This is a genomic window from Streptomyces sp. NPDC050619, from assembly GCF_040654815.1.
Classification (GTDB): domain Bacteria; phylum Actinomycetota; class Actinomycetes; order Streptomycetales; family Streptomycetaceae; genus Streptomyces.
In genome coordinates, this window is the sequence record NZ_JBFAIR010000029.1 from 44185 (window position 1) to 59672 (window position 15488).

Genomic DNA, 15488 nt, shown 5'->3' on the forward strand with positions numbered 1-15488 from the left:
CGGAACGGAACTCGCTGGCGAGGCTGTGGCACCTTGCTGCCAGAGGCACAATGAGCGCATGCCGCAGAACATGGCCCTGAAAGGTGATCTTGAGCTCCGCGCGCGGATCAAGCCCTTGGTGGAGTTGTTTGACGCGGAATGGGTCAGCGCCGCCCGCGACCTCGACACCTGGCCCGGCGCCCGCGAGTCCGCCCGCCTGCGGATACGACGTGACGGAGCACGTCAGGCCCGCAAGCTGTACAGTCCCGCCGCGCTCGGCGAGGAGCACGACCGGGAGCTACTGCGGGAGATGGCCACTCACGGCATCCAGGTGCGGATCACTGCCGCCCCGTTGCCCCAGGGAACGGTCTTCATCGACCGGCGAACCATGTTCCTCACCGACCCCACTCCCCCGCCGCCGTCCGCTCACGGTCGTCGTCACCGCACCTACACGATGAGCGCCGACCCCGCCCTGGTCAGCGGGGTGTACGCGCTGTTCGAAGCCGCGTGGGAGTCAGCCACCGACTTGGCGGCCTTCTTCGACCCCGACCGACCCCGGATCGACGCGCAAGCCCGCGAAGTGCTGTACGCACTGGGCTCCGGCATGACCGACGTGACAGCCTCTGGCGAACTGGGCATGTCTCTGCGCACCTACCGCCGCAGGGTCGCCGAGCTGCTCGTCGCCCTGGGCGCGGACTCACGCTTCCAGGCCGGCATGCGTGCGGGCGAGTTGGGCCTGACCCGCGGGTGAGCAGACCTTCGCCCGGGTGGAGACGGGCCAGGCGCCGAGGCTCGGTTCGAAGTGGTGGGGGTCCTGCCTGATCGGGTCTGACACTGCCTTGGGCCCGGCATCCTCCGGTGTCCGGTCCTGCGACCACATCCTCATCGCCGGTTCGACCGCATGCCCGGCGGCTTCCACATCCGTGCGGCGGTGGTCGCCGCGGTGATTCCACCAGCCGACCCGGTTGCACATCCCGGCCATGGTGGGCGCGGTCACCGGGGCATCGTCCGGACGGAACCGTCCCGTCACGATGACCGCCACGGGGCACGAGCCCGCCGGAATCGAGTCAACTGCACCAACGGGCCCACCGCTCGGGCCACCACGCCGCCGAGGCGCACGACCGTTTCGCCAGTTCCGACAAGGAGGCTGTTGCCCAGCACGTCACTTTCGAGGTAGCTTTCCATAAAGCTTTCCGATGAAAGGAAGACGCGGCCATGGCCGACTCCCGATTTCTGCTGCGTAACGGCTACGTCATCGACACCGATCCCGCGCCGATCGTCCGGCCCGGCACTGATGTCCTGATCGAGGGCGACCGGATCGTCGAGGTGGGGCCAAGACTGTCGGCGGACGGCGCTACCGTGATCGACGCCACCGACCGGATCGTGCTGCCGGGGTTCGTCGACACCCACCGGCACCTGTGGCAGACGGCGGTGCGTGCCGGGGCCGCAGACCTGGACCTGGGCGCTTACATGGGGCTGGTCCTGGGGCAGTACGGTCCACGGTTCCGGCCGCAGGACATCCACGCCGCCACCCTGGTCGGCGCGCTGGACGCCTTGGACGCCGGCATCACCACCCTGATCGACTACTCGCACGCGCTGCACACCCCCGAGCACGCCGACGCGGCCATCGACGCCCTCCGCACGTCAGGACTGCGCACCGTGTTCGGCTACGGCTTCCCGTTCCACGGCGACCAGCACCCCGCCGACATACGCCGGATCCGCAGCGAGCGCCTGTCCGATGACCAGGCCCTGGTCACCATGTCGCTGGCCCCGGCCGGGCCGTCGTTCTCACCGATCGAGACCGTGACCGCCGACTGGCACCTGGCCGATGAGCTGGGCCTCCCCCTGACGATCCACGTCAGCAGCGGTCCGGTAGCCACACGGCCGATCACCGCCCTGCGTGAGCACGGCCTGCTCCGCGGCAACACCCTGTACGTGCACGGGAACTCGCTCGACGACGACGAACTGAAGCTGATCGCCGAGTCCGGCGGCACCGCCTCGGTCACACCTGCCACAGAGGCTCAGATGCGGGTCGGCGCGCCCGTGGCCGGCCGACTGCGCAGCGCCGGCGTCACCGTCGGCCTCGGCGTCGACGCGGTCTCCTCGCTGCCCGGCGACATGTTCTCCGTGATGCGCGCGGCGTTGCTGGCCAGCCAGATCGCCGACAACCCTCCGCTGACCGTGGGGGACGTCCTGAAGATGGCCACGCTCGACGGCGCAGCCGCCCTGGGACTGGCCGACCGCATCGGCTCGCTGAGCCCCGGCAAGCAGGCCGACGTCATCCTGCTGCGCCTGGACGACCTCAACATGCTCACCGCCGAACGCGACCCGATCGCCGCTGTGGTCACGGCCGCGAACCCCGACAACGTCGACACCGTCCTCGTGGCCGGACAGGTCGTGAAGGCCAACGGCAAGCTCCTCCACGGCGACCTCACCCAGGCCGTCCGTTCCCTGCGCGACACCGCCGCCGCCGTCAACGATCACTGACCCGCGGCCCGAACGCCTCGCAGGCGGAACTGCGTCATGAGCGGCGGTCCGGTCGGCACTGATCGAACGTTGCCGGGTCCGGACGACTCTTCCGCGCCCAACTCACCGGCACGCGCAGGCCTGTACGCCCTATCGGTTGCGCAGCCGGTCGAAGTGCCCATGCGACTCCAGGCTCGAAGGGGTTGCAAGCACACGGAGTTCGCTCGCGAGTCCAGACCACCCCCTCGCGTGCGTCTCCCAGAACCCGCATCACCATCACACTCACATGAAACGGAACGAACATCATGGCGAAGAAACAACGCGGCCATCCCCTTGCTGGCCGTCATTGAGGACACATCGCTCGAACAGTGGACGAACCTGTTCTCGATCAACGTCACCGGCGCGTTCCTGGTCACGAAGGCCTTCGTCGAGGACCTCAAGAGGTCTTCCCACGGGCGGGTGATCAGCATGTCCTCGTCGAGCTACCGGGAAGCCCCGGCGGCCTTCGTCGCCTATGTCTCCGCCAAGGGCGCCATCAACGGCTTCACCCATGCGCTGGCCACGGACCTGGCACCTTACGACGTCACGGTCAACGCCCCCTCGCTCCGAGCGTCGTCCCCACACCAGCCACACTGACCCACCTCTCCGAGGAGGCCTTCGCCCACTACGTCGACATTCAGAACCTGAAACGGCAACAGGCCCCCGAAGACGTCGCCAACCTCGTCGCGTTCCTCGCCTCCGACGACGCCTCGTTCATCACCGGCCAGGTCCACCTCGTCGACGGCGGCCTGCGGCGTCGCTGAAACCATCATGGGCGCGCAGCTCGTCGTACAGACGGGTCTTGCACACGGCCCGAGTTCAGCCCGAGGAGCCCCGCACGTTCACGCGCGGGGCTCCTCGCAAGATCAATGGAGAAATTCGAAAGCCGACCACTGTCCATGGGGTGTTCCGCTTCCAGGGCTCCGGACACGAGAGGCAGTCGGCCGGTCGCCGATCGGACCGCGATAACAGGGACCGTCCCAGCCGATCGTCGGCGGGCCGGAGAGGTGGGGGCGCGGCTCCCCACCGAGGACAGCCACGGAGCACGCCTGCCGCGAGCAGGAATCACACACACCGCTCGTGCACCCGACGACGGCCGCGCACAGCGCGGATACGTCATCGAGATCCCGGAAGCCTCTCGGCACCGGCGTCCCTGTGCGTGACGGCGGCGACGTCCATGCCCCCATAGCGACTCACACAGCACAGGACCGTCCGACTGCCCGGACCCGTGGACGGCCACGATCGCGGCCCACGCTGACTCCCCCGGTCGTTGGCCAAGTCCCGCTGGAGCGTGCTGTTCGGGCCCTCCCGCCCATCGCCCTGTCCACTGTCACGAAGCGATGCCGCCGCCCGCGTGCACATCAGCACTACAGGTCAGACACGCCACGACCACGGTCCCGCCCGGTGCCCTTCGACGCGCCCGCGCATCCCCGTGATGCGGCGATCCTCAGACCCGGCCCTGGGCTCGGGCGTCCCGCGCCGCTGAGCCGCGGGGGAGCAGGCCCGGGCAGGCGGTGATGAGGTCCCGAAGCGCGGCGGTCGCGGCATCGACGACTTCTGCCGGCACGCCCTCGAAGAAGGCATCGTGCTCGGCCGACATGGCAAGGACCGCGCGCCCGGCGAGTTCGACGCCGTCCGGCGTCAACCGTATCCAGGTACTTCGGGCGTCAGCCAGGTCGTCCTCCCGCTCGACGGCGCCGCGGGCCACCAGGCGGTGGATGACGTTGGTGGTACCGCCGGTGGAGAGCATCAGGGAGCGAGCCAACTGGTTGGGCTTCATGCGATACGGCTCACCGGCTCTGCGCAACGTCACCAGCACGTCGAACTCGGCGACCGTCAGCCCGAATTCAGTCAGATCGCGCCGCGTCACGCGATCCAGGGCTGCGGAGAGGAACATGATCCGCTTACTCAGCTCCGACGAGGGAAACACGACCTCGGGCAGTTCCGCACGCCACGCCTGCATCCATGCGTCCACGGGATCTGATGTCGCTGTCACCTCTACACTATAGGTCACTAGCGTGATAGCTTCACTGAAAGCTTTCACCTAAGGTAGCGGCATCGCCGTCCCGGCCTCGGCCTCTTGGTAGGCGTCAGCCCGGGGCGCCACCCCCAGGATGCGCCCGGAACGGTGCACACGTCCGAACCCTCGGGGCACCCTCACGAACGCGGGTGCCGACCGGGGCCCTCGCCGAAGCCAAGCTGACACGCGGCTGAACGCGTCGGCGGCATCGGGCCCGCTCTGCGCATCACCGCGGTGTCCGACCCGGACGCGGATCGCCCTACGAACTCCCCCACGCAGAACGGGATAACAAGATGACCACCACATCCACCACTTTCGCACTGGGCGGCGACCTTCAGGTCGACCGGCTCGGTTTCGGAACCATCAGGCTCGTCCGAAACGGCTTCAACGGTCCGACCAGGGACCGCGAAACCGCCCTGGTGGTGCTCAGGCGCGCCGTCGAGCTCGGGGTGAACCACATCGACACCGCCGACTTCTACCGCTGGGGCGACGGCGGGCCGAGCGTCAACGACCTCCTCCGGGAGGCACTGCACCCCTACCCGGAGGACCTGGTAATCGCCACGAAGGTCGGTCCCGTCTTCAGCCCCACCGGGTACTCCGAGGCCGCTCCCGGCGATTTGCGCGCGCAGGTGGAGGCAAACCTGCAGGCGCTTGGCCTGGACCGCCTCGACCTGGTCTACCTGCGGATCGGCTACCTGCAGGTCCCGCACGGCGACTTGCTCGCGGAGCGTTTCGAAGCGCTCGCCGCCCTGCGCGAGGAAGGGCTCATACGACACCTCGGGTTGAGCAACGTCGACGCCGGGCACCTGGACGAGGCCCAGCGGACCGCCCCGGTCGCCGCGATCCAGAACCTCTTCAACCCCACCGACCCGGACGAAGCCGTTCTCCTGGAACGCGCGAACACCCAGCAGATCGCGTTCGTCCCGTTCGGGACGCTCGGCAGCGGACGAAACGGCGAGCGCGACACTGCGCGCGACGCGCGCTACGCGCAAGTCGCAGGCCGGCACGGCGCCACGGCCTCCCAGGTTGCGGTGGCACAGGTGCTGGCCCTGTCACCGACCACCCTGACGATCCCCGGCACGGGGTCGGTCGCGCACCTGGAGGAGAACGTGGCCGCCCGCTCGCTCACCCTCACCGAGGAGGATCTGCGCGCGCTGCGCTGAGCCCGGGAGACGTCGCTGGTAGCGGGAGGACCTCCGCGGCCTTTCACCGTTGTCAGGCCGCGGAGGTTCTCCTGCTCGCATCACGCGCAGATCGCGGCAACGCCCGTCCGCGACGCCTGCACGCGTCCTGGAACACCATCAAGGATGCCGGTTGCGCTGGGTCGTACTGTGCAGGCACGTGTACCCAGAACTCCCGGAAGGTTTCCGGGTAGGCGTCGCTGCCCCTCTACTCGAACGCGACTGGCTGCGGTCAGGGCCGGAGGCCGTGGGTTCCCGTCAGCGACCGTTGATCGCGGCCGCGGTGGCGCGCAGGGCCCGGGCGGTACGGCGGAGATCGGCGTGGACCAGTCGGCCCCCGGCCTTCACGACCCTCCCTGCCACGAGCACCGTGTCCACGTTGTGCAGCTGCGCCTCCGTGACCACGGCTCCGATGGGGTCGCGCTCGGCGGTGAGCATGTTGAGGTCGTCCAGGCGGAGCAGGATGACGTCGGCCTGCTTGCCGGGGCGCAGTGAGCCGGTGCGGTCGGCCAGTCCCATCGCGGCGGCGCCGTCCAGGGTGGCCATCCGCAGGACGTCCTTGGCGGTCAGCTGGGGATCTTCGGCGATCTGGCCCGCGAGGTGTGCTGCCCGCATCGTGGAGAACATGTCGCCGGGGGCGAAGGCGACGGTGTCGATGCCGGTGCCGGTGGTGATACCAGCGCGCCGCAGGCGGCCGGCCTCGTCGCCGGGCGTGGCCGAGGCGGTGGCGCCCGAGTCGGCGATCAGCTTCAGCTCGTCGTCGCCGATGCCGTTGGCGTGGACGTAGAGGGTCTTCTCGCGGAGCAGGCCGGCCTCGCGCAGGGCGAGGACGGGTTGTTCGTTGGTGGGGCTGCTGGCGAGGTGGATCGTCAGCGGAAGGTCCAGCTCGTCGGCTATCCGCCAGTCCCTGGCCACCGTCTCCATCGGGGTGGACAGGGGGCCGAGCGGGGCGTAGGCCATGGTGACGAGCGCGTTGTCGTCGGCCAGACGCTCGCGGATCCGGCGGACGTCGGCGAGTTTCCCGCCCCCGGTGACGTTGACCGGGGTGCCGTAGGCGAAAACCGCGCGCAGCCCCGCCTCCTTCAGTGCGTCGACGGCGGCGTTCGCCAGTTCGGGCGAGTACGCGATGTGCGCGAAGTCCAGCTGGGTGGTGATGCCGGCGTCGAGGCACTCCAGCGCGCCGGCCAGGGTCGCGATCCGCACGTCCTGCGGCCGGAACCTCGGGCCGACCTGCCCCAGGAGGCGGAAGTAGGCGCCGAGTTCGATGTCGATGGCCGCGCTGCGCAGCGCCGAGTGCCACACGTGCCGGTGGGTGTCCACGAAGCCCGGGAGCACGATGCGGTCCGTGGCATCGATGACCACGGCGCCCTTGGCGCGGAGGTTGCGCCCGACGGCGGTGATCTTGCCCCCCTCGATCAGGACGTCGGTGTGGGCGTGGGCGACCGGCTGGGGCTCGGTGTCGATGACGTGGCCGTTGCGGATCAGGATGCGGCCTTTCGGCGTGCCACTGCCAGACCCTCTCGCCAGGCGGGTTGAGCCGGTGTGCCGACTTCCACCGGGCGCCGCACTCGCCGGTGATCCACTCAGAGTGACAGCGGCCGCGGCGGCGGCCGCCCCGGTCAACATGTTTCGGCGGGGCAGATTCATGGTTCATCTCCATTGTCTCGGAAGGACTGGCGATGTTGGACGTGGCTTGGGACGCAAAGGGCGAGGGCGATGTATCGAATCCCGTCAACGTGTGGTCGAGACCATGGCGTCCGAAGATGCCCGACGTCGCTCACGCCCCTTGGATGCCGAGAAAGTCTTCCGGGGCCAACCGAAAGCTGACGGCGCGGCCGATCGGCTCACAGCCAAGGGCCGGCATCAGGCGGACCGGCGACGCCGCCCGTCGGGCGCCGGTCGTGAACGTCACTCGCCGTCACGCCGCATACGGCCACCCACGACGAAGAACACAACCGGACAACAGTCCGGTACGGCAAAACCTAGCGGACACCAGTCCGCTTAACAAGGGCTTCGGTCGTGAGTCCCGAGCTGACGCGAACGGGTGCACGGGATCAGGTACGGCTCATCACGACCGCGCCGGGTCCTGTCGACAGGTAGACAACGGCCTGCTTGGTCACCAGAGGGGCTCGGCCAGTTCACCGAAGCGGAGGGCGTCGGCGTACACGCGCTGCAGGAGTTTGCTCTGCGCCACGGTGACGTCGTCATACCCGGCCTCGGTGACGGCGGCGAAACCCCGGTAGTCCAGCGCCCGGTGACGATGATGCGCAATGATCAGAGGCGGGTTGCTTGGGCGGGCCGCCGCCGCGCCCCGGGGGAGGGTGGCTCGGCGGCGGCCTTGATGCCCGGCGGCGAGGGGGAGTAAGCCGCCGGACATGGGTGGGAACGCCCGGGTGGCCGGGTGGACCCACCCGGCCTGGCGTTCAGAGCAGGGCTTCCGGGGTGATGGGCAGTTCGCGGATCCGGCGGCCGGTGGCATTGAAGACCGCGTTGGCGATGGCGGGCGCCACTCCGACGATGACGATCTCACCGAGCCCCTTGACGCCGATCGGGTCGGCCTCGTAGTCCTCCCCGTCGATGTAGATGGCCTTCAGGTCCTTGGGGATGTCGGCGTGGGTCGGCACGAGGTAGTCGGCGAGGTTGGCGTTGACGATCCTGCCGTCGCGGTGGTCGGTGACCGTGTGCTCGAGGAGGGCCTGGCCGATGCCGCCGATCATCGCCCCGATGGCCTGGCTGTCGGCGAGTCTCGGGCTGATGATCCGGCCGGCGTCGTACACACCGACCATGCGCCGGACCCGTACCAGGCCAAGGTGGGCGTCGACGGCTACTTCCGCGAAGGTCGCGGCGTAGGCGTAGAAGGAGAACTTCCCCCCCGATTCGGGGGCCCCGGCGTACGAGCCGAGCGCTTCGAGGTGGGTGCGGTCGTTGCGGGCCAGGAGCCGCTGGTAGGTCTCCCCGCGCGCGGGGTTGCCCTTGACGTGCAGCCGGCCGCCGCGCACCACGACGTCGGCGGGGTCGACGCCGTGCAGCGGTGATCCTTCGTCCTCGACCGCTAGCTTGATCGCCTGCTTGCGTAGTTTGTCGCAGCCGTCCTGGACGGCGGAGCCGACACTGGCCATGGTCTGCGAGGCGGCGTGAACGGGTGCCTGGGGCATGAGGGAGTCGCCGAGCCGGAAGGTCACCTTGCGCATGGTCAGGCCGAGGGCGTCGGCGGCGACCTGGCTCATGGACGTGGCCGTGCCGGGACCCATGTCGCTGGTGCCGGACTGCAGCAGGGCGGTGCCGTCGGCGTCGAGCCGGACCGAGGCCTGGGCCTCGCTGCGCGCGGTGTCGTAGACCCCGGAGGCCATCCCCATACCGATGAGCCAGTCACCGTCACGCGTCGCGCGGGGCTTGGGGTTGCGCCGGTGCCAGCCGAACTCGCGGGCGCCCACGCGGTAGCAGTCGCGCAGGCGGCGGGTGGAGAACGGCAGCCCGGTGGACTCGTCGTCGGCCGGTTCGTTGCGCAGCCGCAGCTCGATCGGGTCCAGGCCCAGTTCGTGGGCGAGTTCGTCCATCGCCGACTCGACGGGGTAGGCGCCGCTGGCGTAGCCGGGGCCGCGCATGTAGGTCGGCGTGTTCACGTTCAGCGGTACGTGCGCGTACACCTGACGGACGTTGGGCGTGCTGTAGAGCATCCGGCCGGGTTCGAGAACGCCTTCGCTGTGCGTTTCGTAGCTGGAGGTCTCGGCGCGGACGTCGTGCGCCGACGCGCGCAGGCGGCCCCGCCGGTCGCTGCCCAGCCGCAGTCCGTACTCGTATGCGGGCCGGAATCCCACGCCGAAGTACGTCTGCCTGCGGGTGAGCGCGAGTTTCACGGGGCGTTTCACCTCGCGGGCGGCCATGGCCGCGATGGCGGTGTGCACCCAGGTCCGGCCGGCGCTGCCGAAGCCGCCGCCGAGGACCGGCGCGATGACGCGGACATTGCCCGGCGGCAGGCCGAACTCGGCGGTCATGGCCATCACGGTGCCACTCACCCAGTTGGTCTTCTCCCAGAGGGTGAGCTTGTCACCGTCCCAGCGGGCGACGGTGTTGGCCGGCTCCATCGGGTTGTGGTGATTGCGGGCCATCCGGTACGCCAGGTCCAGCTTGACGGCGGCGGCCTCCAGAGCCGCGTCCGCGTCGCCGCGCGCATAGGTCTCGGGATCATCCGCAGGTTCGGCGGCGCTGATGTCGGTCGAGGGAGGCTGGGCGTCGTAGGAGACCTCCACCAGACTCGCGGCGTGCTGTGCCACCTCCAGCGTGGACGCCACCACCACCGCGACAGGCTGCCCGAAGAACCGGACCCGGTCGTCCTGGAAGGCGCGCAGCGTTGAGGGGGGCGGATACCACCCCTCCAGAGGCGGGAGCTTGGGCGCGTTGAGGTAGCTGATCACCTTGACCACGCCGGTCTGGGCTTCGGCGGCGCCGGCGTCGATGCCGGTGATACGGCCGCGGCCGACAGTGCTGTCGACGATGACCGCGTGCACGACCCCGTCGGGGCTGTTGTCGCCGGCGTACTTCGATCTTCCGGTGACCCTCAGCCGTGCGTCGACCCGGGGCACCGACGCGCCGACGGCTGCCTGTGGCTGGCTCACTTGGTGCCTCCTACGGTACGCAGCTGGCGTTCGACGGTGCGTTTGAGCAGCTCGGCCTTGAAGCGGTTGTGCCGAAGGGGGCGGGCCCCGTCCGCGGCGTGCTCGGCCGCCTCAACCCACAGGCCCTTCGAGGGCCGCTCGCCGATGAGAGCTCTTTCGACGGCGGGCAGCTTCCAGGGCACGGTGCCCACGCCTCCGGCGGCCACCTTCGCCTCCCGGATCACACCACCGCGGATGTGCAGCGCGACGGCCGCCGAGGTGAGGGCGAACTCGTACGACTGCCGGTCACGCACCTTCAGATAGCCGGACCTGAGCGGGCGCGGGAGGGCCGGGATCTCCACGGCGGTGATCAACTCACCCCTCCGCAGCGCCTGTTCGTTGTTCGGGGTGCTGCCGGGCCGCAGCAGGAAGTCGGCGAACGCAACGGTGCGCCCGCCGTCCGGGCCCAGCAGGTGCACACTCGCCTCCAGCGCCGCGAAGGCCACGGCGACATCGGAAGGGTGCGTGGCCACACAGGACTCCGAGGTGCCCAGGATCGCGTGGGTGCGGTTGAAGCCCTCGCGGGCCGCACAACCGGAGCCCGGCTCGCGTTTGTTGCAGTCGGCGGACACGTCGCGGAAGTAGGTGCAGCGGGTGCGCTGCATGATGTTGCCGCCGATGGTGGCCATGTTCCGCAGCTGGGGCGACGCGCTCAGCTCCAGCGCCTCGGAAATCACGGGATACAGGGTGCGCACCTTGGAGTGGGCCGCAGCCTCGGCCATCGGCACCAGCGCGCCGATCCGCAGACCGCCGCGCTCGGTGGCCGTCACCTCGCGAAGGGGCAGAGCGCTGATGTCGACCAGCGTGTCAGGGCGTTCGACGGTCTCACGCATCAGGTCGACCAGCGTGGTGCCACCGGCGATGTAACGCCCGCCGCGGCGACCGGCGTCGAGCGCGCCCTGGGTGTCGGAGACCTTGGTGAAGGAGAAGGGATACATGGCCGGGCCTCATTTCCCGCGGGCGGTCTGCTCGACCGCGCGCACGATCTTCACATAACAGCCACAGCGGCAGAGGTTGCCGCTCATCCACTCCCGGATCTCCTCCGAGGAGCCGGTGTGGCCCTCCTGGATGCACGCGGTACCGGACACGATCTGGCCGGGGGTGCAGAAGCCGCACTGGAAGGCGTCCTGGTCGATGAACGCCTGCTGCAGCGGGTGGAGCCGCTCGCCCTTCTCCAGGCCCTCGATCGTGGTGACCTCGGCACCCTCCAGCCGCACCGCCAGCGTCAGACAGGAATTGACCCGGCGTCCGTCGACCAGGACCGTACAGGCGCCGCAGGCACCGGCGTTGCACCCCTTCTTGGAACCCGTCAGATCCAGGTGCTCGCGCAGCAGGTCCAGCAGCGAGGTGCGGTTGTCTACCGTGATCGTGCGCCGGACACCGTTGACCGTCAGAGAAACGCGACTGCCGGGCGGCGCCTCGGCGGCCTCCGCCTCATCGGCACCGAGCCCGGGCGGCACCGCGACCAGGCCGCCGGCCAGGGCAACCCCTCCGACCACAGTGGTCGTCGCGATGAAGGTACGCCGGGTCGGCGCCGAGGAGGGCTCGGCGGATTCAGATACGGCTGAGTCGGGAAGTTCGATGGACATTGTCCACTCTCCCTCGTTGGGGTACGGGTGGTTGTCAGGGGCTTGCCGGTGGCCGTGCCCCCCGCGAGGGTGCCCCGTGCCCGTTGCCCAGGCGGGCTGCTGTTCCGTCAACGGGCGGCAGGAGCAGGGTGGTTGTCGCCGGACGGCAGGGCGGGATACGGCGACCAGGTTTGCGTTGAGCGCGGCGGACTGATCCTCGGCACTCCGACTCCCCCGGCCGCAGCACGGCGAGCCGGACAGGACCCGCACAGGGCGGCGCCATCGTGTGCGGGGCTCCTACGAGGTCAGAACATGGTGTTGCCGTTGGCCGCGGTCTCGGGCACGGCCTGAAGGACGTCCCAGTGCTCGACGATCTTGCCGTTCTCGAACCGGACAATGTCGGCAACCGCGGTGCCACGGTCCGTCGCTGAGGTGGTCAGCCGACTGTGGATCATTACGAGGTCGCCGTCGGCGACGGCCCGCTTGAAGTCCACTTCGACGTCCGGTACAGCCTTGATGAAGTTCGTCGCCCAGGTGACGAACGCCGCCTTGCCGTTGGTGATCTGGGGATTGTGCTGGATGTAGGGATCGCGCAGATAAAGGTCGGCGGCCTTCTGCGGCTGCTTCTTGTTGAGGGCGAGGTCCACGAAGGCGAGCGCGATTCGCTTGTTGCGCGCTTCCTTGGCCTCCTGGGAGGCGAACGAAGCCGCGGCGGACGACTTCGGTGTGGTGTCCGTGCCGGCGAAGGCGGTGGTGCCCACGGTCAGTGCGGCTGTGGTGAGGACACCGACGCCGATAAGAGTGACGCGGCGGCTGAGGATGTGGGACTTCATGACAGTCTCCAAATTGATCTGCGGTGTATGGATGTGGTCTTGCTCGTCTCCACACCCGAAAGGCCCGGAGAGGCTCGGTTGCCTTGCTTGTGACGCGTCGGGCGCGGCCTTCAGGCGACTCCCAGTACGGCCCGCAGTACGGCCAGCTGACCTGCTTCGCGGTGGATTGGCGTCTGGGCGTCGGTGAGAGGGACGCCTGTGCCGCCGTGTCGGGTGGCGATGATCTCCGCCGCGATGGACAGGGCGGTCTCCTCGGGCGTACGGGCGCCGAGGTCGAGGCCGATCGGTGACCTGAGCCGGGCCAACTCCCGCTCGCTCAGGCCGACTTCGCGCAATCGGCGCTCGCGGTCGGCGTGGGTGCGGCGGGAGCCCATGGCACCGATGTAGGCGACCGGCATCCGCAGGGCCTCGTTCAGCAGGGGTACGTCGAACTTGGCGTCGTGGGTGAGGACGCACAGGACGGTGCGCTCGTCGGTCGGTGTGCTCCGGAGGTAGCGGTGGGGCCAGTCGACGGCGATGTCGTCGGCGTCCGGGAAACGGGCCCGGGTGGCGAAGACGGGGCGGGCGTCGCACACGGTGACGTGGTGGCCAAGGAACTTGCCGACCCCGACCAGTGCCGCCGCGAAGTCGATCGCCCCGAACACGATCATGCGGGGAGGAGGCGTGATCACCGCGACGAGCAGGGTGAGACCGCCGGGGCAGAGCGATCCGTCCTCGGAGATCTCGACGGTGCCGGTACGGCCGGCCTCCAGCAGGGCGTGCGCCTGGGCGGCCGCGGTCCGGTCCAGCACAGCCTGGTCGTCTCCGTGCGATCCCTCGTACGTGCCGTCGGGGCGAACGAGCAGGCCCTTGCCCAGGAGCTCGGCCGGGCCGCGGATCACCTGTGTGAGGGCGGCCGGCTCGTTGCGGGCGGCGCTGGTCAGGGCGGACCGGAACACCGTCCTGACCGGTGCGTCGGCAGTGACCGGCGTGACCAGGATGTCGATGATCCCGCCGCAGGTGAGACCGACAGCGAAGGCGTCCTCATCGCTGTAGCCGAACCGTTCGACGACCGACCTGCCATCCGCGAGCGCTTGCGTGCAGAGGTCGTAGACGGCTCCTTCCACACAACCCCCGGAGACCGAACCGATGGCGGTACCATCGCGATCGACGGCCAGGGCCGCCCCGAGTCCGCGTGGCGCGCTGCCGCTTACACCGGCAACGGTGGCCACGGCGAACTCGCGGCCCTCCTCGGCCCATCGACTCAACTCTTGGGCGATGTCAAGCACTTGGTCCCTCCGCAGACAGAACGCGATTGGGTCGGATGGGCAGGTGTGGTGGCGTACGCCGGTCGCGTACCGGCGCGTCGCTGGGCACGAAGGCCGGTAGTCGGCCATGGGTCTTAGCCGTATCCGGCGCTGCAGTGCCGCTAAACGGATCGTTGTCCGCTACTGCGAGAACGTAGCGGACTACAGTCCGCTTAGCAAGGGGCTGGGTGTAAACCCAGGAGGAGAGCGAGTGGAGTTGAGGCGGGACAGGCCTCAGCGCTCGAACGCGCAGCGCAATCGGAGAGCGCATTCTGGAGGTTGGCGCCGATCGAGCTCTCACGTCCGGCGGAGCTCTGCAGCGAGCCGAGCCCCGGCAAGATCCGCACACTCAGGTCGATCTATCACAGCCGCGCGTCCGTGCGGCTCAGTCGGTGCCGAAGCCGAGGCCATTGTTAAAGCCATTTGGCTCAACTCCTGCGCCTGCGCCCCCAGTTCAGCTCGAACTCGACCCTTGCAGGACCGGACAGCCGTCCAATACGGTTACCCGCGGTATCGGACAGGCGTCCGTTTCCGTGGGGCTCTCACACGCGTCGAGTGGGACGCCGTAACCACCCACGGAGCGGGGAATCGCCGTCTGCACACACCCCTCGAACCGGCCGCACAACCCTGCACGCTCCAACGGCGGACGTGGTCGGCCGACCCCCACGAAAGGATCACGGTGCTACAGAAGATCAAGCGAGCCGCCGCGCTCGCAGCCGTCCCCGCCGCGCTCTCCCTCGCAGTCGCCGCCCCCGCCAGCGCCGACGAACGCAGCAAGCCCGTCGCCATCGGGACCGCGTACGAGATATGGGACATGACAGGTGGCAGCGCCACTTTGTACTCCGACGCGACCACCTGCACGGCATCCCGCTGAACCCTGGCCAGAGCGCGACCCGCGGCGACCACAATATGAACTACATGCCCGTTATCGCCTACAGGATCACGCCCGTGTAACGCCGACCGGGTCCGCCTCCTCGCACACGTCGGGTGAGGCACCGCCACCTTCCACGAACGAGACGGATCACCGTCCCGTCCGGTCTGTGCCGGGCCGGGTGGACCGCGCGAATGTGCGGACCGGCCGACCCGGCTCCCAGCACTCAGCACCCGGCTGTCGTCTCGTGGCTTCCCTGGCTTCGCCGCACAGTGCCCCAACGACTCGACCGCCGATCAGGAAGTGCGAACAAGTCGCTGCGCAGAGCGATGCCGACAAGGTCGTCTCTGGCACGAACCGCACGAACAAGCAGTTCAGGAGTACGAGGAGCCGGATACGGGCGGGACTCGACAGCGGCAAGGGACACCATCACAGCGCCTCGCGCTAGATGCCGACGGCAAGACCCTTTGTCGCGACGGGTTGCCAACGACGTCCCCGAGCTGCTGAAACTGATCGGGGACGTCCTCGGCCTGGCCGACGGCCGTCAGGTCACGTGGGCCACGGGGCCGCCGCCACTACTGCGATCGCCG

15 protein-coding genes and 1 pseudogene are annotated in these 15488 nt (G+C 69.2%); 7 read left to right on the forward strand and 9 right to left on the reverse strand.

Going from position 1 to position 15488, the window contains the following annotated elements:
* Positions 1–58 precede the first annotated feature (58 nt).
* On the forward strand, positions 59–730 hold the full coding sequence (locus AB0I77_RS37020) for a DNA-binding response regulator (RefSeq protein WP_363287167.1): 672 nt from the start codon (positions 59–61) through the stop codon (positions 728–730).
* On the opposite strand, the gene AB0I77_RS37025 is transcribed toward AB0I77_RS37020, so the two are convergent.
* Positions 677–976, reverse strand: a complete 300-nt coding sequence (locus AB0I77_RS37025; RefSeq protein WP_363287168.1) for a hypothetical protein — start codon at positions 974–976, stop codon at positions 677–679. The two genes, AB0I77_RS37020 and AB0I77_RS37025, sit on opposite strands and share 54 nt — an antisense overlap.
* Before the next feature lie 218 nt (positions 977–1194).
* Here AB0I77_RS37025 and AB0I77_RS37030 point away from each other — a divergent pair, with 218 nt between their 5' ends.
* The 3 genes from AB0I77_RS37030 to AB0I77_RS37040 all read left to right on the forward strand — a co-directional run bounded on the left by AB0I77_RS37030 (position 1195) and on the right by AB0I77_RS37040 (position 3248).
* The gene (locus tag AB0I77_RS37030; protein ID WP_363287169.1) at positions 1195–2466 is read left to right on the forward strand and encodes an amidohydrolase family protein; all 1272 of its coding nucleotides are present in this window, start codon (positions 1195–1197) and stop codon (positions 2464–2466) included.
* Between the two features lie 312 nt (positions 2467–2778).
* A complete protein-coding gene (locus AB0I77_RS37035; protein WP_363287170.1) occupies positions 2779–3081 on the forward strand; it encodes an SDR family oxidoreductase in 303 nt (100 codons plus the stop codon).
* Positions 3078–3248: an SDR family oxidoreductase gene (locus tag AB0I77_RS37040; RefSeq protein ID WP_363287260.1), complete on the forward strand. Its 171-nt coding sequence runs from the start codon at positions 3078–3080 to the stop codon at positions 3246–3248. The genes AB0I77_RS37035 and AB0I77_RS37040 overlap by 4 nt, the downstream gene beginning before the upstream one ends.
* Before the next feature lie 683 nt (positions 3249–3931).
* Here AB0I77_RS37040 and AB0I77_RS37045 read toward each other — a convergent pair.
* Positions 3932–4480 carry a MarR family transcriptional regulator gene (locus AB0I77_RS37045; RefSeq protein WP_363287171.1) on the reverse strand — a complete coding sequence of 183 codons (549 nt, stop codon included), beginning with the start codon at positions 4478–4480 and terminating at the stop codon, positions 3932–3934.
* Positions 4481–4797: 317 nt separating this feature from the next.
* Here AB0I77_RS37045 and AB0I77_RS37050 point away from each other — a divergent pair, with 317 nt between their 5' ends.
* Complete coding sequence (locus AB0I77_RS37050; RefSeq protein WP_363287172.1) at positions 4798–5667, forward strand: aldo/keto reductase; 870 nt, start codon at positions 4798–4800, stop codon at positions 5665–5667.
* A 276-nt stretch (positions 5668–5943) separates the two neighbouring features.
* On the opposite strand, the gene AB0I77_RS37055 is transcribed toward AB0I77_RS37050, so the two are convergent.
* The 7 genes from AB0I77_RS37055 to AB0I77_RS37085 form a co-directional block, all read right to left on the reverse strand.
* Positions 5944–7332, reverse strand: a complete 1389-nt coding sequence (locus AB0I77_RS37055) for an amidohydrolase family protein (RefSeq protein ID WP_363287173.1) — start codon at positions 7330–7332, stop codon at positions 5944–5946.
* A gap of 469 nt (positions 7333–7801) precedes the next feature.
* A complete protein-coding gene (locus AB0I77_RS37060) occupies positions 7802–8062 on the reverse strand; it encodes a hypothetical protein (protein ID WP_363287174.1) in 261 nt (86 codons plus the stop codon).
* A gap of 46 nt (positions 8063–8108) precedes the next feature.
* The gene (locus AB0I77_RS37065) at positions 8109–10301 is read right to left on the reverse strand and encodes a xanthine dehydrogenase family protein molybdopterin-binding subunit (RefSeq protein WP_363287175.1); all 2193 of its coding nucleotides are present in this window, start codon (positions 10299–10301) and stop codon (positions 8109–8111) included.
* The gene (locus AB0I77_RS37070; protein ID WP_363287176.1) at positions 10298–11278 is read right to left on the reverse strand and encodes a xanthine dehydrogenase family protein subunit M; all 981 of its coding nucleotides are present in this window, start codon (positions 11276–11278) and stop codon (positions 10298–10300) included. The genes AB0I77_RS37065 and AB0I77_RS37070 overlap by 4 nt, the downstream gene beginning before the upstream one ends.
* A 9-nt stretch (positions 11279–11287) precedes the next feature.
* On the reverse strand, positions 11288–11929 hold the full coding sequence (locus AB0I77_RS37075; RefSeq protein ID WP_363287177.1) for a (2Fe-2S)-binding protein: 642 nt from the start codon (positions 11927–11929) through the stop codon (positions 11288–11290).
* 284 nt (positions 11930–12213) lie between these two features.
* Positions 12214–12741 (reverse strand): nuclear transport factor 2 family protein, encoded by a 528-nt coding sequence (locus AB0I77_RS37080; protein WP_363287178.1) that lies wholly within the window; start codon positions 12739–12741, stop codon positions 12214–12216.
* 110 nt (positions 12742–12851) lie between these two features.
* Positions 12852–14009 (reverse strand): XdhC family protein, encoded by a 1158-nt coding sequence (locus AB0I77_RS37085; protein WP_363287179.1) that lies wholly within the window; start codon positions 14007–14009, stop codon positions 12852–12854.
* Positions 14010–14706: 697 nt separating this feature from the next.
* On the opposite strand from AB0I77_RS37085, the gene AB0I77_RS37090 reads away from it, so the two are divergent.
* Positions 14707–14901, forward strand: coding sequence for a hypothetical protein (locus tag AB0I77_RS37090; protein ID WP_363287180.1), 195 nt, complete (start codon positions 14707–14709; stop codon positions 14899–14901).
* Positions 14902–15292: 391 nt separating this feature from the next.
* Positions 15293–15458, forward strand: a pseudogene (locus tag AB0I77_RS37095) (transposase); the annotation flags it as partial.
* Positions 15459–15488 lie beyond the last annotated feature (30 nt).